Annotated in this window: 21 protein-coding genes; 5 read left to right on the forward strand and 16 right to left on the reverse strand. The window is 64.6% G+C overall.

All coding sequences use genetic code 11. The features are described 5' to 3' along the window. Nucleotides 1–82: 82 nt before the first annotated feature. From ABH922_RS14440 to ABH922_RS14465, 6 genes are all read right to left on the reverse strand, one after another. Nucleotides 83–724 (reverse strand): dTMP kinase, encoded by a 642-nt coding sequence (locus ABH922_RS14440; protein WP_424807564.1) that lies wholly within the window; start codon nucleotides 722–724, stop codon nucleotides 83–85. A gap of 100 nt (nucleotides 725–824) precedes the next feature. Next, complete coding sequence (ahcY, locus tag ABH922_RS14445) at nucleotides 825–2,303, reverse strand: adenosylhomocysteinase (RefSeq protein WP_424807565.1); 1,479 nt, start codon at nucleotides 2,301–2,303, stop codon at nucleotides 825–827. A 106-nt stretch (nucleotides 2,304–2,409) separates the two neighbouring features. Continuing rightward, nucleotides 2,410–3,030: a TetR family transcriptional regulator gene (locus ABH922_RS14450; protein ID WP_424807566.1), complete on the reverse strand. Its 621-nt coding sequence runs from the start codon at nucleotides 3,028–3,030 to the stop codon at nucleotides 2,410–2,412. Nucleotides 3,031–3,134: 104 nt separating this feature from the next. Next, on the reverse strand, nucleotides 3,135–3,317 hold the full coding sequence (locus tag ABH922_RS14455; protein WP_424807567.1) for a rubredoxin: 183 nt from the start codon (nucleotides 3,315–3,317) through the stop codon (nucleotides 3,135–3,137). Continuing rightward, complete coding sequence (locus ABH922_RS14460) at nucleotides 3,314–3,499, reverse strand: rubredoxin (protein WP_424807568.1); 186 nt, start codon at nucleotides 3,497–3,499, stop codon at nucleotides 3,314–3,316. Before ABH922_RS14460 ends, ABH922_RS14455 begins: the two co-directional genes overlap by 4 nt. Continuing rightward, complete coding sequence (locus ABH922_RS14465; RefSeq protein WP_424807569.1) at nucleotides 3,499–4,725, reverse strand: alkane 1-monooxygenase; 1,227 nt, start codon at nucleotides 4,723–4,725, stop codon at nucleotides 3,499–3,501. The genes ABH922_RS14460 and ABH922_RS14465 overlap by 1 nt, the downstream gene beginning before the upstream one ends. Nucleotides 4,726–4,815: 90 nt before the next feature. Here ABH922_RS14465 and ABH922_RS14470 point away from each other — a divergent pair, with 90 nt between their 5' ends. After that, nucleotides 4,816–5,055: a hypothetical protein gene (locus ABH922_RS14470; RefSeq protein WP_424807570.1), complete on the forward strand. Its 240-nt coding sequence runs from the start codon at nucleotides 4,816–4,818 to the stop codon at nucleotides 5,053–5,055. Here the strand turns inward: ABH922_RS14470 and ABH922_RS14475 are convergent. The 5 genes from ABH922_RS14475 to ABH922_RS14495 form a co-directional block, all read right to left on the reverse strand. Continuing rightward, a complete protein-coding gene (locus ABH922_RS14475; RefSeq protein ID WP_424807571.1) occupies nucleotides 5,049–5,975 on the reverse strand; it encodes a cation diffusion facilitator family transporter in 927 nt (308 codons plus the stop codon). The genes ABH922_RS14470 and ABH922_RS14475 overlap by 7 nt on opposite strands. 90 nt (nucleotides 5,976–6,065) lie before the next feature. Continuing rightward, nucleotides 6,066–7,283: a mannose-6-phosphate isomerase, class I gene (gene manA / locus ABH922_RS14480; protein WP_424807572.1), complete on the reverse strand. Its 1,218-nt coding sequence runs from the start codon at nucleotides 7,281–7,283 to the stop codon at nucleotides 6,066–6,068. A gap of 3 nt (nucleotides 7,284–7,286) precedes the next feature. Beyond that, nucleotides 7,287–8,378, reverse strand: coding sequence for a tobH protein (locus tag ABH922_RS14485; protein ID WP_424807573.1), 1,092 nt, complete (start codon nucleotides 8,376–8,378; stop codon nucleotides 7,287–7,289). A 180-nt stretch (nucleotides 8,379–8,558) separates the two neighbouring features. Then, nucleotides 8,559–9,932 (reverse strand): phosphomannomutase/phosphoglucomutase, encoded by a 1,374-nt coding sequence (locus ABH922_RS14490; protein ID WP_424807574.1) that lies wholly within the window; start codon nucleotides 9,930–9,932, stop codon nucleotides 8,559–8,561. A 157-nt stretch (nucleotides 9,933–10,089) separates the two neighbouring features. After that, nucleotides 10,090–10,476: a DUF3499 domain-containing protein gene (locus ABH922_RS14495; protein ID WP_424807575.1), complete on the reverse strand. Its 387-nt coding sequence runs from the start codon at nucleotides 10,474–10,476 to the stop codon at nucleotides 10,090–10,092. Between the two features lie 80 nt (nucleotides 10,477–10,556). Here ABH922_RS14495 and ABH922_RS14500 point away from each other — a divergent pair, with 80 nt between their 5' ends. Continuing rightward, complete coding sequence (locus ABH922_RS14500) at nucleotides 10,557–11,045, forward strand: metallopeptidase family protein (RefSeq protein ID WP_424807577.1); 489 nt, start codon at nucleotides 10,557–10,559, stop codon at nucleotides 11,043–11,045. 262 nt (nucleotides 11,046–11,307) lie between these two features. Here ABH922_RS14500 and ABH922_RS14505 read toward each other — a convergent pair whose 3' ends face one another. Then, nucleotides 11,308–11,568: a WhiB family transcriptional regulator gene (locus ABH922_RS14505; RefSeq protein ID WP_202025972.1), complete on the reverse strand. Its 261-nt coding sequence runs from the start codon at nucleotides 11,566–11,568 to the stop codon at nucleotides 11,308–11,310. A 397-nt stretch (nucleotides 11,569–11,965) separates the two neighbouring features. On the opposite strand from ABH922_RS14505, the gene cofD reads away from it, so the two are divergent. From cofD to ABH922_RS14520, 3 genes are read left to right on the forward strand one after another with little or no spacing between them, the layout of a single operon-like run. Continuing rightward, nucleotides 11,966–12,958, forward strand: a complete 993-nt coding sequence (gene cofD, locus ABH922_RS14510) for a 2-phospho-L-lactate transferase (protein WP_424807578.1) — start codon at nucleotides 11,966–11,968, stop codon at nucleotides 12,956–12,958. After that, on the forward strand, nucleotides 12,955–14,346 hold the full coding sequence (locus ABH922_RS14515) for a coenzyme F420-0:L-glutamate ligase (protein WP_424807579.1): 1,392 nt from the start codon (nucleotides 12,955–12,957) through the stop codon (nucleotides 14,344–14,346). Before cofD ends, ABH922_RS14515 begins: the two co-directional genes overlap by 4 nt. Nucleotides 14,347–14,350: 4 nt before the next feature. Further along, nucleotides 14,351–14,914 (forward strand): NUDIX hydrolase, encoded by a 564-nt coding sequence (locus ABH922_RS14520; RefSeq protein WP_424807580.1) that lies wholly within the window; start codon nucleotides 14,351–14,353, stop codon nucleotides 14,912–14,914. Between the two features lie 29 nt (nucleotides 14,915–14,943). On the opposite strand, the gene ABH922_RS14525 is transcribed toward ABH922_RS14520, so the two are convergent. The 4 genes from ABH922_RS14525 to rfbD all read right to left on the reverse strand — a co-directional run bounded on the left by ABH922_RS14525 (nucleotide 14,944) and on the right by rfbD (nucleotide 18,672). Further along, nucleotides 14,944–15,717, reverse strand: a complete 774-nt coding sequence (locus tag ABH922_RS14525; RefSeq protein WP_424807581.1) for an SGNH/GDSL hydrolase family protein — start codon at nucleotides 15,715–15,717, stop codon at nucleotides 14,944–14,946. A 31-nt stretch (nucleotides 15,718–15,748) separates the two neighbouring features. Beyond that, complete coding sequence (locus ABH922_RS14530) at nucleotides 15,749–16,828, reverse strand: sugar phosphate nucleotidyltransferase (protein WP_424807582.1); 1,080 nt, start codon at nucleotides 16,826–16,828, stop codon at nucleotides 15,749–15,751. Continuing rightward, a complete protein-coding gene (locus ABH922_RS14535) occupies nucleotides 16,825–17,757 on the reverse strand; it encodes a glycosyltransferase family 2 protein (protein WP_424807583.1) in 933 nt (310 codons plus the stop codon). Before ABH922_RS14535 ends, ABH922_RS14530 begins: the two co-directional genes overlap by 4 nt. 69 nt (nucleotides 17,758–17,826) lie before the next feature. Next, nucleotides 17,827–18,672 (reverse strand): dTDP-4-dehydrorhamnose reductase, encoded by an 846-nt coding sequence (gene rfbD, locus ABH922_RS14540; protein ID WP_424807584.1) that lies wholly within the window; start codon nucleotides 18,670–18,672, stop codon nucleotides 17,827–17,829. Nucleotides 18,673–18,726 lie beyond the last annotated feature (54 nt).

Consider the following 18,726-nt stretch of genomic DNA (forward strand, 5'->3'; position numbering starts at 1 on the left):
CTGTGCGGCGTGCCGTGCACCCGTCGGCCCGACGCCATCCACTGTGCCGCAATTCCCCGGTTTTCGCCGTTCCGAGCCGGCGTCATCCGAACTCGGTGAGCCGTTGCGCGAGTTCCACGGCTCCGGTTTCCGGACCGATCAGCCACCACGGTGACACCCAGTCGGTTGCGGCAAGTTCCGCGTAGAGCGCGCCGGTGCGACTTTGCAGGTCCCCGTCCCGCTCGTAGGCGTCCAGGTCACGACTCGCGTCCTGCGCCTCCCGGCCACGGGCACGCTGCTCCGCCAACTCCACGGGAACCTGCAGGTATATCTGCAGGTCCGGTGCGGGCATTGCGAGGCGTACCAATTCGAGTTCACGAACCCACGCCACCATCTCACCGTCGACGCCTTGCCGCATCCGGGCCGCGTTGTACGCGGCGTTGGAGGCGACGTAGCGGTCGAGCAGGACGATGTCGTGGCTCGCGGACAACTCCGTGATCTGTTCGCAGGCACCCGCCCGGTCGAGCGCGAACAGGACCGCCATCGCGTTGACGGAGTGGGCGAGGTCACCGTGCGCACCTCTGAGCGCTTCGGCCGCGAGGTCGGCGGGAACGGAGCGTCCGTACCGCGGGAAGTCGAGAGTGGCCACCGATCGACCCGATCGCCCGAGTTCGTCGACCACTTTGCCGATCAGCGTCCGCTTGCCGGCGCCGTCGAGACCTTCCACTGCCACGAGTATTCCCACGAGTCGTCACCTTATGCGGCCGGCCACCGGCACCTCGCCCCGGCCCGCAACTGCGAACCGGGGCGAGATCGTCGTATCCGACGGGGCGGGCCGAGTCCGCTCAGTAGCGGTAGTGCTCGGGCTTGTACGGGCCTTCGACGTCGACGCCGATGTACTCCGCCTGCTCCTTGCTGAGCTTGGTCAGCGTGCCGCCGAGCGCCTCGACGTGAATCTTGGCGACCTTCTCGTCCAGGTGCTTCGGCAGACGGTAGACCTCGTTGTCGTACTCCTCCGGCTTGGTCCACAGCTCGATTTGAGCGATGACCTGGTTGGAGAAGCTGTTGCTCATCACGAACGAGGGGTGGCCGGTTGCGTTGCCGAGGTTGAGCAGACGCCCCTCCGACAGCACGATGATCGACTTTCCGTCCTCGAAGATCCACTGGTCGACCTGCGGCTTGATGTTGAGCCGCGTGACACCCTCGGCGCGCTCGAGACCGGCCATGTCGATCTCGTTGTCGAAGTGACCGATGTTGCCCAGGATCGCCTGGTTCTTCATCGCCTTCATGTGCTCGAAGGTGATGATGTCCTTGTTACCGGTGGACGTGATGACGATGTCCGCGTTGGAGATGGCCTGCTCGACAGTGACGACGTCGTAACCGTCCATCAGGGCCTGCAGCGCGTTGATGGGGTCGACTTCGGTGACCTGGACGCGGGCGCCCTGGCCGGCGAGCGACTCCGCACAACCCTTGCCGACGTCACCGTAGCCACAGATCAGCACCTTCTTGCCGCCGATGAGGACGTCGGTGCCACGGTTGATGCCGTCGATCAGCGAGTGGCGGGTGCCGTACTTGTTGTCGAACTTGCTCTTGGTGACCGAGTCGTTGACGTTGATGGCCGGGAAGACGAGCTCGCCGGCTGCGGCCACCTGGTACAGGCGCAGAACGCCCGTGGTGGTCTCTTCGGTGACACCCTGGACGGACTCGGCGACAGCGGTCCACTTGCCCTTGTCGGCTTCGAGCGACTGACGCAGGAGAGCAAGGAAGACCTTGTACTCGTCGGAGTCCTGATCGTCGTCCGTCGGCGGCACGACGCCGGCCTTCTCGAATTGCGCACCCTTGAGCACGAGCATGGTGGCGTCGCCGCCGTCGTCGAGAATCATGTTTGCCGGCTCACCGGGCCAGGTCAGCATCTGCTCGGCGGCCCACCAGTACTCTTCGAGCGTTTCGCCCTTCCACGCGAAGACGGGAACACCCTTGGGCTCTTCCTCGGTGCCGTGCGGGCCGACGACGATGGCCGCAGCCGCATGATCCTGGGTGGAGAAGATGTTGCACGAGGCCCAACGCACCTCGGCGCCGAGCGCCGTCAGGGTCTCGATCAGAACTGCGGTTTGGATGGTCATGTGGAGCGATCCGGAAACGCGAGCGCCCTTGAGCGGCAATACCTCTGCGTATTCGCGGCGCAGCGCCATGAGGCCGGGCATCTCGTGCTCGGCCAGACGGATTTCCTTGCGACCGAACTCCGCGAGCGAGAGATCGGCAACTTTGAAGTCGATGCCGTTACGGCTCTCGGCCACGGGCGTAGTTGAAACTGAGGTCGTCATCTGCCTCTCCTGGTTGACGTGCATACTCCGCTCAAGGCTATCCGCTCGCGGCCCCGATGAGCACACCACCGGCACGGTCAATGGTCACACGTTCGACGACGACAGGTCAGAGCGCGTCCAGTTCGACGCGTACCGCGTCGACATAGGGTCCCAGAAGAGCGCCGAGATCTTCCGACACCGATGCCACCGACTGCGGCGGCATCGAGATGTAACTGAGCCCCAGTCTCGCGATTGCCCGACCGAGAATACCGGCATCGGCCGCCGACGCCTGTATCCAGCCTCGCTGAAAACTTTCCGCCAACCGAGTCGATGCGCGGTCGATGATGACTGCGCTGTCGGTGGTGATCAGTCGCAAGAGGTCCGGTTTCGCCTCACCGGTCAGGAGCGAGCGCACCAGGGGATCGGTAGCGCTGGCCGCGAAGAACGCCCCGAACCCCGAGGTAAGTGCGGCAACACTGCGCCCGACGTTCGCGATCATCGCGGCGTCCACAGCGTCGACGAAGGCGTCGGCCAGCCTCAGGGCGTATGCCTCGGCGAGCCCCTGCCGGGAGCCGAATTCGTTGTACAGAGTTTGCCGACTCACGCCCGCCCGACGGGCCAGGGCCGTCAGTGTCACCTCCGACCAGCCCTTCTCCTGCAACAGATCACGCATCGAGTCGAGGACGGACGCTCGAAGCAGCAGGCGGGACGCCTCTTTCGGGGCGGGCCTGGTGCGAGTCGAAGTCATGATGCGACTTTACCGCTGCCGGGCCGGCACCCGTGTGAGAGCCGGGCCGGCACCCGCGTGAGAGCCGGGGCGGCACCCGTGTGAGAGCCGGGCCGGCAAGCGCGCTACTGCCGTTCGACCTCGACCATGAAAAAGTCGGATTTCGCCGCGCCGCAGTCGGGACAACTCCAGTCGTCCGGAATGTCGTCCCAGCGGGTTCCGGGTTCGATGCCGTCGTCCGGCCAGCCCACTTCTTCGTCGTATTCGAATCCGCACTGCGCGCATTGATACAGCTTGTACACGTTCACGATCCGCTCCTGATTTCGGTCGAGACGGCCTCGAAGTCCAACTTCTCGCGCACACCGCAGTCGGGGCAGCACCAGTCGTCGGGGACGTTCGCCCACGGTGTTCCGGCCGGAAACCCTTCCCGCGGAGCGCCTGCCGTCTCGTCGTAGACGTATTGACATACCGGGCACCGGTAGGCATTCATCACTGGGCTCCGTATCTGGCGAGGATGCGCTCACGCTTGGACGGTTGCACGTTCACTCGTGTGATGTCGCCGTCGTAGTGGGCAAGGACTTTGGGGTCCATCACTTTTCGCCACAACGGCGGGAAGTAGGCCAGCATGATCATGCTGGCGTATCCGCTGGGCAGATTGGGCGCTCCGTCCATGCTCCGCAGCGTCTGGTATCTACGGGTGGGGTTGGCGTGATGATCGCTGTGGCGCTGCAGGTGGTACAGGAAGATGTTGGTGCAGATGTGGTCGCTGTTCCAGCTGTGCACCGGAGCGGCACGCTCGTAGCGTCCACTGTCGAGTTTGCGACGGAGCAAGCCGTAGTGCTCGAGGTAGTTGACGGTTTCGAGTAAGCAGAACCCGAATACGGCCTGCAGCAGAAGGAACGGAAGAACCGAAAGCCCGAACACCGCCGTGAGCACTGCGAAGAGAACCACGGACATCAGCCAGGAGTGCAGCACGTCGTTGCGAATCGTCCACGGCTTCTTTCCGAGTCGATCGAGACGCGTCTTCTCCAGCGACCAGGACGAGCGCAGACTCCCCCATACGCTTCGCGGCAGGAACGTCCAGAAACTCTCCCCGAACCGGGACGAAGCCGGGTCCTCCGGTGTCGCGACACGGACGTGATGTCCTCGATTGTGCTCGATGTAGAAATGACCGTAGAAAGATTGCGCCAGAGTAATCTTGGACAACCAGCGTTCGAGGTCGTCCTTCTTGTGCCCCAGTTCGTGAGCGGTGTTGATGCCGATTCCGGCGACGCAGCCGATGCTGATCGCCAGACCGATCTTCGATACCAGCCCGAGCCCACCGTCGATTCCGAGCCACGACAGGTTCGTCGCCGACCAGAGGTAGCAGGCCCACACCAGGCCGGCGAGCTGGAACGGAATATAGACGTAGGTGCAGTAGCGGTAGTACTTGTCGTTCTCGAGTCGTTCCATCACCTCGTCCGGGGGATTCTGCCCGTCCGGACCGAAGAAGACGTCCAGAATGGGAAGCAGTACGTAGACGAGCAGCGGGCCGATCCACCACCAGATCGGTGACACCGCGTTCCAGCCGAGTTGATTGAACAGCGCCACCAATCCGGTGGCCAGGAACACCGCGGTCGGCGGAACGAGTCCGAGCAACCACAGATATCGCTTCTTGTCGCGCCACTGATCCGGCGAATCCACCTGATCGGTATGCGCGCTGACGGATGTCGACATGTCGCCTCCATTCGGATCGACCCACTCGATGTGTGAGTCAATTCACCATGGTTTGGACAATACAACTACTTTTGTAAAATCGATAGACAAATGAGCAATTTTGTCCAGACTCCGGGTTCGATCCGCTCTCGACGGCCGCGAAAGTTCGATCGCGGTAAGCCGACGACCACGCCGGGAATCGTTCACAGCGCGAAGCCGGAGTCCTTCCGACGGGACAACATCGCCACGCAAGCGAACACCACAGCACTCGGCCCCGAACCGCAGGACGCGCGAGACCGGCCCAGCCTGATCTCGCGGGGTCTCGCTGTGGCGGGCGGCGGCGGTCAGTGAGTCTCGGAAGCTGTCCGATCCAGGTCAGGTTCGAGGTAGATGACCCGAGCCGCGGGCACCGCTGCACGCACCCGAGCTTCAGCCTCGTCGATGGCAGTTGCCACGTCACTGATCGTCGATCCCGAACGCACAGCGATCTTGGCCGCCACCAGAATCTCCTCCGGGCCCAAGTACTGGGTCTTGCAATGGATGACTCGCTCGATACGTGTTCCGTCGACGAGCGCGGCGAGTATCGCGTCCGTTTCGGCGGTAGTGGCGCCCTCACCGATCAGGAGGCTCTGCATCTCGATGATGAGAATGATCGCAATGACACCGAGCAGGACTCCGATGCAGAGTGTTCCGATCCCGTCGAAGACGGGATTGCCGGTGATCATGGTCAGACCCACTCCCCCGAGTGCGAGAACCAAACCGATCAGCGCGCCGGTATCCTCGAGCAGCACCACCGGAAGTTCGGGGCTACGGGAGGTACGGATGAAGCCCCACCACGACGAACTCCCCTTCAACGGCCGTGACTCCTTGACCGCGGTTCGGAAACTGTAGCCCTCGAGCGCGATCGCGATGACGAGGATCGCGACGGCCACGTATGCCGAGTTGAGTTCCTCGGGGTGCTGGATCTTGTGGATGCCCTCGTAGATCGCGAAGAGCGAGCCGAGCGTGAAGAGCACCAGTGCCACCACGAACGAATAGAAGTACCTGCTGCGCCCGTATCCGAACGGATGAAGCTGATCGGCTTCCTGCTCCGCCTTCTTCTGGCCGAGGAGGAGCAGCCCTTGGTTGGAGGTGTCGGCCACCGAGTGCACCGACTCCGCGAGCATGGACGACGAGCCGGTGATCAAGAATCCCGCGAACTTCGCGACGGCGATTCCGGCGTTGGCACCCAACGCCGCGAGAATCGCTTTTTTCCCACCCTGAGCAGACACTCCGAACTCCTCAACTCACGAACAGTCCACACTCCGAGACTGTTGTTGCGGCTGCAAGGCTACGGCACATCTACCGAAAATATCGGGCGGTCAGCCACTTACGGCGGCGAGGAAAACCTGCGCACGCACCGTCTGCGCCGTGAATCGGACGCTCGGCTCGGCCGCGGAAATCCATGCCGCCGTGCCACACCCGAGTTCGAGTACGTCGTCGCCGCAGGTGGCCGTCACCGTCCCCGCCGTGCACATCACGATTCGCGGACCCTGATCCGCCACGACCGCCTCGCCGCACCCCACGTCGAACTCGATTCTGGTGAGCCTGAACTCCGGTGCGGGCGTGCGGTACTCGTAGATCTGCGATCCCGGGCGCGGCGCCGGATCCAGGACGGTGATATCGGCACCGTCGAAGTCCAATACCCGTAACAGCTCCGGCACGTCGACATGTTTGGGGGTCAGCCCGCCGCGCAACACGTTGTCGGAGTTGGCCATGATCTCCACTGCCAATCCGTTGAGATAGGCATGTAGATTTCCGGCATCCAGGAACAATCCCTGTCCGGGTTCGAGTGTGACCCGGTTGAGCAACAGCGCTGCAAGTACCCCGGCATCCCCCGGATACGACTCACTCAACTCGAGCACCGTACGGACCTCTGGGACGAACTCGGTGTGACCACCGGACAGGTAGTCGATGCATCCGGCGAGAACTGCGGGTAGCAAAGTGGCAAGCACCGAGGACGGCAACGTGATCCAGGTGGTGAACAGGGCGCGCAATCCACCGGAATCCGGTTGGCCGTCGAGCAGCCCGACGTACGGTTCCAATTCCGCTGTCGACAGCGCGCGGAGAAGACCGACAGTTCTGGTCGGCTCCCGAAAGCCCGCGAGTGCTTCGAATCTGCTCAGCGCGACGACGAGTTCCGGCTTGTGGCTGCCGTCCTTGTAGTTTCGGATCGGCGAGTCCATCGGCACACCACGTTCGTTCTCGCGGCGAAACCCTTCCGCTGCCTGGTACGCACTCGGGTGCGCCTGCAGTGAGAGCGGCTCTTCCGCTGCCAGCAGCTTGAGCAGGAACGGCAGCCGCTCACCGAAGACGCCGACGTTGTTCTGCCCCAACTGCCTGGCCGAGTCCCGCCCCAGTACGTCGAGAAGCGATTCCGGTACCCCGGCTGAGATCACGCGGGCCGGATCGGCTGGATGCGCACCCAACCACAGTTCCGCTTCCGGATGATTCGACGGGACGGGGCGGCCCTGCAGCTCGGCGATAGCGGTCCGCGATCCCCAGGCGTAGGACCTGAGTGCACCTTCGAGTTCGAGCAATTTCTAAGCACCGCCCGTCAACTGCGCGTAGGCCGCCGCCATGTCCACCCGCGAGGCCAACACGAATACCTGCTCCATTTCCGAGATTCCCGGGTCGCTCTGATCGTCGTCTGCAGACACCACCAGGTCTGCGTCGGCCAACGCGTCCATACGTCGCCGGGTATCCGCCTGATCCGCTTCGGTGGTGAAGACGAACGCCCGCACCGATTCTCCGGGCAATGCTCCGTCCAGCTGCGGATCGTGGAAGAAGGGATCGTGGAAAACCGAATCACCGCCGACAGCACGCGGCGCATACAACATCCGGGCCCCTCGAATGACGTCCGAGAGGTCGGCGGCGGCGGCACTGATTCCGGACGCCAGCAGAGCGGCGCTCGCATACTCGGACAGTACTGTTGCCACGGAACCATTTCCGCACACGACAACCCGGTGGCCCAGCATTCGGGTGGCCAGTGATTTGGCGGGATTGCCGAATACTTCACGTCCGGGACCGCTTCGCACCGCCTCTGCGTCGACCGCGTCGGCGACGCGGTCGAGCGCCTCCCAGGGCCGACCGTGCGGTGACCTGTCCTCGATCACGGCCCCGACGGCGAGGAACACCGCCAGAAACCGTGTCATCGTATGTCGCGGCGGCACGTACAGTCGTGGCGCCAGCACCGCAGTTCGACCCGCTGCGGCGGCGCGCATCGGACCTTCGTCCGGTACGGCAACCACCACTTCCGCACCCCGCCGCACCGCGCTGTCGACGGACTCGACCAGACGCGGGTCGCCGGCATCGTCACCGGCTACGACCACGACGTCCAACGGACCGGCCCACGACGGCGTGTGTTCGAGCACGAGCAACGGTGCGCCGATCGAGTTTCCGGCAAGCGCGATCGCCAGTCTCGCGGCGTGTCTGGCACCGCCGCTGCCCGCTATCAGGATGACACTTCGCGGGCGGAAGCCGATCAGCCGTCCCAGAACTCCGTCGGCGACCGCCGCGGCGGTCGAGCGGATCTGCGCCCCGCCCATCGCGACCGCCCGCAGCAACCCTTCGGCGTCGGCCGCCGTGACTGCCTCGCCGTCGTCGAGATCGAGAAGCGGCATCGACGCCGTCATCTCGCCACCCCCTTACCCTCGTACCGAATTGGAGACACGGCGTACCGGTGTCTGCTCGACTTGTTCCAGCATTTCACTTCGGCGGCCGTCGTGGTGAACAACCACCAGTAGACGCGCCTACCGTCTCGAACTATTCCAGGCGGTAAGTACACCGACAAACCCGTCCACGACCGACAGCGATCAAGATCGGACGATTGCCAGGATCTCGCTGACCAGCCCCGCGACGTCCTCCGACGTGGGCGCTTCCACGTTCAGTCGCAGCAGTGGCTCGGTGTTGGACGCCCGCAGATTGAACCAGCTGCCGTCGGCCAGGCCGACCGTCACACCGTCGAGACGGTCGACGGATTCGGTCCTGTCAGCGAACGCCGCCAGGACGGCATCGGTGCGGTCGGCGGCGTTTGCCACGGTGGAATTGATTTCGCCCGATGCGGCGTAGCGGGTGTATTCGGCCATCAATTCCGACAACGGCCGATCCTGCTCACCGAGGGCGGCCAGCACGTGCAGCGCAGCCAGCATTCCGGAATCCGCACCCCAGAAATCACGGAAGTAGTAGTGCGCCGAATGCTCCCCGCCGAAGATCGCTCCGGTTTCTGCCATCTGTTGCTTGATGAACGAATGTCCCACCCGGGTACGGACCGCCACACCGCCGAGTTCGGCGACGAGTTCGGGAACCGCCCGCGAGGTGATCAGGTTGTGGATGATCGACGCGCCGGGTTCCTTGGCCAGTTCCCGCGCGGCGACCAGCGCAGTCACGGCCGACGGCGAGACAGGGTCGCCCTTCTCGTCCACGACGAAGCAACGGTCCGCGTCACCGTCGAAGGCAAGTCCGAGATCTGCACCGGTCTCGCGGACGTAGGCCTGCAGGTCGACGAGGTTTGCCGGGTCGAGCGGGTTGGCTTCATGGTTCGGGAACGAACCGTCCAATTCGAAGTACAGGGGCAGTACCTCGAGCGGCATCGGTCCGAACACGGCAGGCGCGGTATGTCCACCCATACCGTTACCGGCGTCGACGGCGACCTTCAGCGGCCGCAACGACGAGAGGTTCACCAGGCCGCGGAGGTAGCTCGCATAGTCGGCGAGTACGTCGGCGCTGCTGACGGTCCCTGCCGGGCCGTCGAACTCCGGAACTCCGCCGACCATTTCGGCGGAGATCACAGCGAGTCCGGTGTCCTGACCGACCGGTTTGGCGCCGGCACGACACATCTTGATCCCGTTGTACTTCGCCGGATTGTGGCTGGCGGTGAACATCGCTCCGGGACAATCCAACAGGCCGGAGGCAAAGTACAACTGATCGGTGGAGGCGAGTCCGATCTGCACCACGTCGAGACCCTGTGACGTCACGCCGTCGGCGAAGGCTTCCGAGAGGGACGGGGAGGACGCGCGCATGTCGTGACCGATGACGACCTTCGTGGCGGCGCCGGCCTCGTCACGAACCAGCCTGGCGAACGATGCGCCGACATCGCGGACGAAATCGTCGTCGATCTGCTCTCCGACCACTCCACGCACGTCGTACGCCTTGATGATTGCAGCAACCGATTCGGCTGTTCGCCCCACTGAAATACTCTCCTTGTGCGCGCACCCCTGTTTCACACGGGACATGCCCCGACACACTGGTGCCTGGGCATGTAGTACTCGGGTGCTGGAAGTACTCCAGCGAGCCTAGCGCCTCGGAGCGCCGGACATCGTGTCTGACGACGGGGTCCCGGTCGCGTCAGTTGGCCGGATCGGGCAGAACTCGCAGATGACCGCGACGACCGGTGCGGGCCGCATTCTGAGACGCAGGACGAACGTCCTCATCCGAACTCTCGCGTGACCGCCCCCGATCACCCAAGCCGGCTTCCCGAACAGCCTCGGCCAATGCGGTCAGATCGTCCTCGTCGGGCGAGCTGGTGGAAAAACCGCCCTCGTGCCGGACCAGTTCCCACCCCTTGGGAGCGGTGATTCGCGAGCCGTGGGTGTCGCACAGATCCCAGGAATGCGGCTCGGCAACCGTGGCCAGTGGACCCACGACGGCGGTGGAGTCGGAGTAGACGTACGTCAGCGTCGCGACGGCGGGGTTCTTACACCCGGGGCGGCAGCAACGACGCAGAGATCTCACAGGCACGAAGCCTAGTCCCCCCTGCCCGCGGAACCTACTCGGACACACCGAGCGGATTGCGCTGTCGTAATCTCGACGCCATGCCTCACCCCCGTCGTCGACGCCCGGTCACCACTCGCTCGCTCGAGCGTCGTGGTCGAGGTCTGCGTGGCCCGCTCCTGCCGCCGAACGTGCCTGCCCGTAAGACGCGTGCCGAGAAATTCGACCTGCTGGTGCTCGATGCGTTCGCTCCCGTCGACGGCACGTGGCACGAACGGTTGAAGAAACTCGATATCGCCGTCGACGAGGTCCCGAAGATCCACGCGCGCGATCCGGAGTCCGTGACCTGGCCGCCGGAAGTTGTCGCCGACGGGCCGGTTCCGCTCTCGCGGCTCGTTCCGGCCGGGATCGATCGTTACGGGAATACCACTCGCGCACGAATCGTGCTCTTCCGACGACCACTCGAACAGCGCGCCAAGGGCGCCGACGAACTCACCGACTTGGTTCACGACGTTCTGGTCCATCAAGTCGGGACCTATCTGGGTGTGGACCCGCAGATCATCGATCCGACCCTCCCCGACGAGGACTGACCGGCTTTCGTCGGCTTCGAGGCTCCGACTTCGAGACTCCGTCCTCCGGACGTGTGTCAGAGGCCGGCCGGGTACTCGGCCGATGCCCGGCCGTTCTGCACATCTCGGCGCCCGGCGAGCTACCGGAGCCCGGATTACCTGTGAAGGAGCAGCTTGTGAAGGAGCAGCCTGTGATCGACCTGCAATTCCCCGTTGCAGGTCGGGCTGTTGCTCGCTTCCGCTCCGTCGGCGACAACGCCGACACAACCGATTCAGCCGGAAATCAGATGATCCCCCGCTTGAGTCGCCGTCGCTCTCGCTCGGACAACCCACCCCAGATTCCGAACCGCTCGTCGTTGGCGAGCGCATAATCCAAGCACTCGTCACGAACTTCACAACCGAGGCAGATTCGCTTGGCTTCCCTCGTCGATCCGCCCTTTTCGGGGAAGAACGCCTCGGGATCGGTTTGCGCACACAGTGCGCGCTCCTGCCACTGATCCTCGATCGTGTCGAACAATTCTTCGAAGCCCGTCACGAGACTCAAAACCGGCCGAGTGCTCGCTCCGTCGAAATCACTGCTGCAGGCACTTTCTGCTGCGCCTGCTCGGGAATCGGTCCGCGGCTCGTCGCTTACTGTCATTGCCAGAGAGCTCATCTCGACATTTTCATTGGGCATCGTTCCGCCTCCTCACCTGTAATAGCGCAGAATTGTGACTCCATTTCCACCCCACCCCGTCGACCCGTTTCGAATGCCTGTTCGAAGCAGGTCCCGCTGCAAGCTAACTCGCCAGTAGCGGTTGGAATGACACATTTGAGATTACACACGCCCAGCGTGTCGCGGTCAAGCGAAGCGAGCACAATCAACTACTATTCCACCCCCGAACTGTCGAGGTGCCGCCCAGCGCATCGGCGCAGCCGGAGACCGCCTAGGCTCTTCAGGTGTGAAGGTGACTGTGTTGGTCGGCGGTGTGGGCGGTGCCCGATTCCTGCAAGGCGTGCAACATGCACTCGGTGTCGTCGGAGGTGAATCCGTCGAGAAATATCAAGGCCCACATGAGATCACGGCCGTGGTCAATGTCGGCGACGACGCCTGGATGCACGGTGTGCGGATTTGCCCGGACCTCGATACGTGCATGTACACCCTCGGGGGTGGTATCGACACCGAGCGCGGGTGGGGTCACGCCGGTGAAACCTGGAACGCCAAATCCGAACTCGCGGCGTACGGCGCGAAGCCGGACTGGTTCGGCCTCGGCGACCGCGACATCGCGACTCACCTGATCCGCAGCCAGATGCTGCGCACCGGCTACCCGCTCTCGGCGATCACGGAAGCATTGTGCAATCGCTGGAATCCCGGGGTGACGCTGCTCCCGGTGAGCGACGATCGCAGCGAGACGCACGTCGTGATCACCGACCCGGAAAACGGTGAGCAGAAAGCGATTCACTTTCAGGAGTGGTGGGTGCGATATCGCGCCAAGGTGCCGACGCACAGCTTCGCCCACGTCGGCGCCGAACAGGCCAAGCCCGCACCCGGGGTGCTCGACGCGATCGAGAACGCGGACATCGTATTGATCGCGCCGTCCAACCCCGTGGTCAGCGTCGGCGCTCTGCTCGCTGTGCCCGGCATCCGCGGTGCACTACGAACCACCCCGGCCACAGTCGTCGGACTCTCACCGGTGATCGGCGGGAAACCGTTGCGTGGCATGGCGGACGAGTGCCTCACGGTCATCGGAGTCGAAACGTCCTCGGAAGCGATCGGTCGCCACTTCGGCGCACGTTCGGTCAACGGCATCCTCGACGGCTGGCTGATCGACGAGGGTGACGAAGCCGACGTCGAGGGTGTGGATGTGCGCAGCATCCCCCTGGTGATGACAAATCCCGCGGCAACCGCGGACATGGTGCGCACCGCGTTCGACATCGCGGGAGTGACACCGTGAATGCATCCGAGAAACCCACTACGGCCGAAAAGAGTTCGGTGAACCTCGAACTGGACCACTCCCCCGGCGGCGCTGTCGAGATCGTCCCGGTTCCCGGACTACCGGAGTTCCGCCCCGGAGACGATCTGGCCGTCGCACTCGTCGGCGCGGCGCCGTGGCTCGCCGACGGCGACGTGGTGGTCGTGACGAGCAAGGTCTTCTCGAAAGTCGAGGGCCGCATCGTCGCCGCTCCCACCGATCCAGACGAGCGCGACACCGCACGCCGCGTACTCGTCGATCAAGAGGCCGTCCGGGTGGTCGCGCGCAAGGGTCGCACGCTCATCACCGAGAACAAGCTGGGCATCGTTCAGGCCGCGTCCGGTATCGACGGATCCAACGTCGACGGCGCCGAATTGGCGCTGCTTCCCGAGGATCCCGATTCGAGCGCATCGGACCTGCGCATCCGCATCCGCGAGCTCACCGGTGCATCTGTCGCAGTCGTCGTCACCGACACGATGGGGCGCGCCTGGCGTAACGGCCAGACCGACGCCGCGATCGGCTCCTCCGGAATCGCAGTCCTGCACGGCTACCTCGGCACGCAGGACAGCCAGGGCAACGAACTGGTGGTCACGGAGATCGCGGTGGCCGACGAGATCGCCGCCGCCGCAGATCTGGTCAAGGGCAAGCTCGGGGGTGTCCCCGTAGCCGTGGTCCGCGGCCTGCGAGTCGAAGACGACGGTTCCACCGGTCAAGACCTGATCCGCCGAGGGCCGGAGGACTTGTTCTGGCTCGGCACTGCGGAGGCCACGGACATGGGCCGACGTCAGGCGCTGTTGCTGCGCCGCTCGATCCGCCGGTTCGCCGACGAGCCCGTCGACGCCGTCGCCATTCGGCAGTCGATCGCCGAGGCGCTGACCGCTCCGGCACCACACCACACCCGACCGGTGCGCTTCGTCTGGTTGCGTACCAGGGAGATTCGCGAAAAGCTCCTCGGCGCGCTCCGCCTCCGATGGGAAGCGGATCTACGTTCCGACGGGCGTAGCGAGGCCGCGATCGAGGCCCGCGTCGCCCGCGGCGACATCCTCTTCGACGCTCCCGAGGTGGTGATTCCGTTCTGCGTCCCGGACGGAGCACACAGTTACCCCGACGCGCGGCGCACCGCTGCGGAGTCGACGATGTTCACCGTGGCGGCCGGGGCTGCGGTGCAGGGCCTGCTGGTGGCGCTGGCGACCCGCGAGATCGGGAGCTGTTGGATCGGTTCGACCATCTTCGCCGCCGACGTGGTGCGCGAGCATCTCGATCTACCTGCCGACTGGGAGCCGCTCGGCGCCGTCGCGATCGGACATCCTCTCGAACCGTTGACCCCGCGTGCGGCGGGCGATCCGGCCGACTCGCTCGTCGAGTTGTGACGCGATGAGCGCGCAATCTCTACACGCGTCGGCGCGGACGATGCTGACCGAGTGGTCGACTCCGAACGCTGCCGACGAGTCGCTACGGCACACGATGCTCGCGTTCCTCGACTCGGCACCGGACGGGTGTCTACGTCGACATGCGCCCGGACATGTCACGGCGTCGTCGTTGGTCCTCGACGAGAGTGGCCGGAACGTGCTTCTGACGCTGCACCCGAAGGTAGGCCGGTGGATCCAGTTGGGTGGGCACTGCGAGCCCGACGACGACACCGTGATCGACGCGGCTCTGCGTGAGGCCCGCGAGGAGTCCGGGATCGCGAACATCACCATCGACGCTGCGCTGCTCTCGGCACACACCCACCCCATCACGTGTTCGCTCGGCGTTCCGACCAGGCACCTCGATTTACGTTTCCTCGTCATCGCGCCAGACGGTTCACCGATCGTCCGAAGCGAGGAGTCCACCGATCTGCGTTGGTGGCCGGTCGATGCACTCCCGCCCGATGCCGAACGCGAATCGATCGACCACCTGGTCGAATTGGCTCACGCCCGGATGCGGCTGTCCGCCTGATCGGTAGTCGGCCCTGACCGGAAGACCTGTCAGTGCCTGGTCGGCTGGATCAGTTCCGGATACTTGGCGACGATCCCGTCACCGGACGACGTTCCGCGTACTCGGCGAGCAAACCACGGCACCAGGAAATCCCGGGTCCACTGCCGGTCCTCGCGACGGTTCTCCGCCTTGGTCAGTACCGGCGCCGGGCCGAGGTCCTGCGGTACCAGTTCGTGATCGACACCCAGGGCGTCGAGTACGCGAACGGCCATGTTCTGATGGCCGGCAGGCGACATGTGCAGCCGATCCCAATCCCACATACGCAGATCTTGATACTCCCGGAACCGCCAGAAGTCGACGACGGTGACCGCGTGTCGATCGGCGACTTCCCGGACCAATTCGTTGTAGACGGCCAGACGGCCGCGCAGCTTGCCGAAGAACGCCGACCAACCGGTGTCGTAGGCGGTGAACATCACGACCCGCGCACCCGATCGAGTGAGCTGCGCGATGGCGGTGTCGTATCGGTCGACAACGGCATCGACGTCGAACTTGGGGCGCATGATGTCGTTGCCGCCCGCGTAGATACTGACCAGGTCGGGCCGCAGCGCCAACGCCGGTGCGAGTTGCTCGTCGAGGATGGGACCGAGGAGCCGTCCTCGGATCGCCAGATTGGCATACCGGAACTCGGGGTTTCCTACCGCCAACTGCTCGGCGACACGATCGGCCCAACCACGAAGTCCGTTGGGGTACCGCTCATCTGTGTCACCGACGCCCTCGGTGAACGAGTCACCGAGGGCGACGTAACGCTTCGGGAGATCAGTCATCGGACCAGTATCCCAGTAGCGTTGCTAACCATCACACGTCAGTGCTGAAACGCACACCACCGTCGGGCAGTGTGACGCCCGGCCAGACCCGCGCACCGCGAAGGAGTTCGCAGCGGGCGCCGATGTCCGCGCCGTCGCCGATGACGGCGTCGCGCACCAGTGCCCGAGGGCCGATCCGGACCCCGAAGCCCAGGATGGATCGCTCGACCACCGCGCCCGCTTCGACCACCGCGCCGTCGAAGAGGATGGCACCGTCCAGTCGTGCTCCTGCACCTACTTCGGCACCTCGCCCGACGACGGTTCCGCCCACCAGAACGGCTCCGGGTGCCACTCCGGCCCCGGGATGCACCAGCGACTCCCCCCGAGGACCACTCAGAGCCGGCGACGGTGCGATACCCCGCACCAGATCGGCCGATCCACGGACGAAATCCTCCGGGGTGCCCATGTCGCGCCAGTACGACGAATCGACGTGACCGAACACACGCTTACCGGCGGAGAGCAGACTCGGGAACACCTCGCGCTCGACGGACACAGCTCGCCCTTCGGGGATCTGCTCGATGATCTCGCGCTTGAACACGTAACAGCCGGCGTTGATCTGGTCGGTCGGCGGGTCCTGGGTCTTCTCCAGGAAGGCCGACACCCGACCGTCGTCGTCGGTCGGAACGCAACCGAACGCGCGCGGATCGCCTACCCGCACCAGGTGCAGAGTCACGTCCGCCTCGGTATCGCGGTGCGTGCTCAAAATGGCGTTCAGATCCGTACCACCGAGAACATCGCCGTTGAACACCATGACGTTGTCGCCGCGCAACTTCGGGAGCACGTTGCGGATACCGCCACCTGTGCCCAGCGGTTCCGTTTCCACGACGTACTCGATTTCGAGCCCCATCTTCGAGCCGTCGCCGAAGTATTCTTCGAAGACCTCGGCCTTGAACGACGTACCGAGAACTACGTGTTTGATTCCTGCTGCTTCGATGCGAGCGAGGAGGTGCGTCAGAAAGGGCACTCCGGCAGTGGGCAGCATCGGCTTGGGAGCTGAGAGCGTCAAGGGACGCAACCGAGTCCCCTTGCCGCCCACCAGAATTACAGCGTCGGTCGATGCAGATTGGGTCATTGTGTTCCCTCGCGGTCCGGGCCCGATACGATCTCGGACGGTGATTCGTCATGTACAAGGTCGGTGCGTGATCGTTCCCGGGTGGCGGCGGCGACGGCGATTCTCGATCGCACCTCCAGTCCGGCGCGGAGCGCGAGCCGCAACGGCGCCTGCCACAGCTTCGGGTGCCGGTCGGCCTGGAATCGGTAGGCACTTCGATGATGCGCAGGCAACATCAGTTCCGGATTGCGGCCGGCTGCATGACCTTTCGTGTGCGTGACCACAGCCTCGGGCACGAACACGTTGAGCCACCCCGCTTTTCCGAGGCGATCACCGAAATCGACGTCCTCCATGTACATGAAATACCGGGAGTCGAATCCGGAAATGGCATCGAATGCGGGCCGACGAACGAGAAGACAGGATCCGGACAACCATCCGGCCACCCGCTCCGACGCCGCTTCGTCGTCCTGACGGTAGCGCGCCGTCCACGGGTTCTTCGGCCACACGGTGCCGAAGAGTGCGTGCCCGATCCCCGATGTGATGTCCGGCACAGCGCGGGCGGACGGATAGGGACTGCCGTCCGGCTCGAGCACCATCGGCCCCAACGCTCCGGCGCGGGGCCATCTCTCGGCGGCGGCAAGCAACTCGTCCAGCGAGCCGGGCGACCACCGAATGTCGGGGTTGGAGATCACGACGTACTCGATGTCCGGATCCAATTCGGTTACCGCACGGTTGATCGCCCCGCCGTATCCGATGTTTCCCCCGGTGCGCAACAACCTGACGTGCTCGTATCCCGCCTCGGCCGCCTCGGGCGCCCCGTCGGTGGATCCGTTGTCGGCCAAGATGACCTGGGGACTTTCCGTTGTCGCCTCGGCGAGACTGCTCAAGAAGTTCTCGAGATGCTCGCCTGGCGAATAGGTTACCGTTACCACGGCCAGCTTCGGACTCACGCCGGTCAGCCTAGCTGCCCGCGCGGTCGTGTCGGCGCACTGCTCAGTTCGACGCGGTGGTGCAACACGTCACGCCAAGGTCAGTGCGGCATGCAACGCCTCACGCCAAGGACGCAGCGGAGTCAACCCGGCCGCCGCCCATGCCTGTGCAGACAACACCGAATATGCCGGTCGCGGTGCAGGGCGAACGAACGCCGCACTACTGCACGGACGCACCCGCTCCGGATCTGCACCGATCTCCTCGAATACCGCCCGCGCCAGCTCGAACCAGCTGACCTGACCGGCATTGGTTGCGTGCAGCGTCGACGACCCGGTGAAGGACCGACCTGCCAGTTCCACCAAACCGGCTGCCAGATCGACGCTGTAGGTAGGTGATCCGATCTGGTCGTCGACGACGTCGACAGTGTCCCGCTCGCCCTCGAGTCGGCGCATGGTCGCCACGAAATCACCGGATCCACCTGTGTAGACCCATGCTGTCCGCACGATCGCCGCGTCTGCGCCGGACTCGAGAATCGCGCGCTCACCGGCAAGTTTGGTTCGTCCGTAGACGCTCGCCGGACCGGTTGGCGCGTCCACCTCGTACGGCTCGGCGGCGTCACCGGGAAATACGTAGTCGGTGGACACGTGAACGAGCCTGGCGCCCACCCGTGCGCATGCCTGCGCGAGATTGCGAACCCCTGTCTCGTTGACCGAGCGAGCCGTCTCCTCGTCGGACTCCGCGGCGTCGACGGCGGTGTACGCGGCGCAGTTGATCACAGTCCAGTCACGCCGGACCGCGTCGTCGACAGCGCTTCTGTCGGTGATGTCGAGATCCGCCGAACCCACTGCGTGCAGGCCGAAACCTGCTGCTCGGGCCGCCACGACTACCTGGGCTCCAACTTGTCCGTGTGCCCCGGTGAGCAGAATGTCAGTCACAGGCGACAGTGTGGCACGCCGCGTCGAAGTACACGCCCCCGAGCGTCGGACCAG

This window comes from Rhodococcus sp. 27YEA15, from assembly GCF_049739425.1.
Lineage (GTDB): Bacteria > Actinomycetota > Actinomycetes > Mycobacteriales > Mycobacteriaceae > Rhodococcus_F.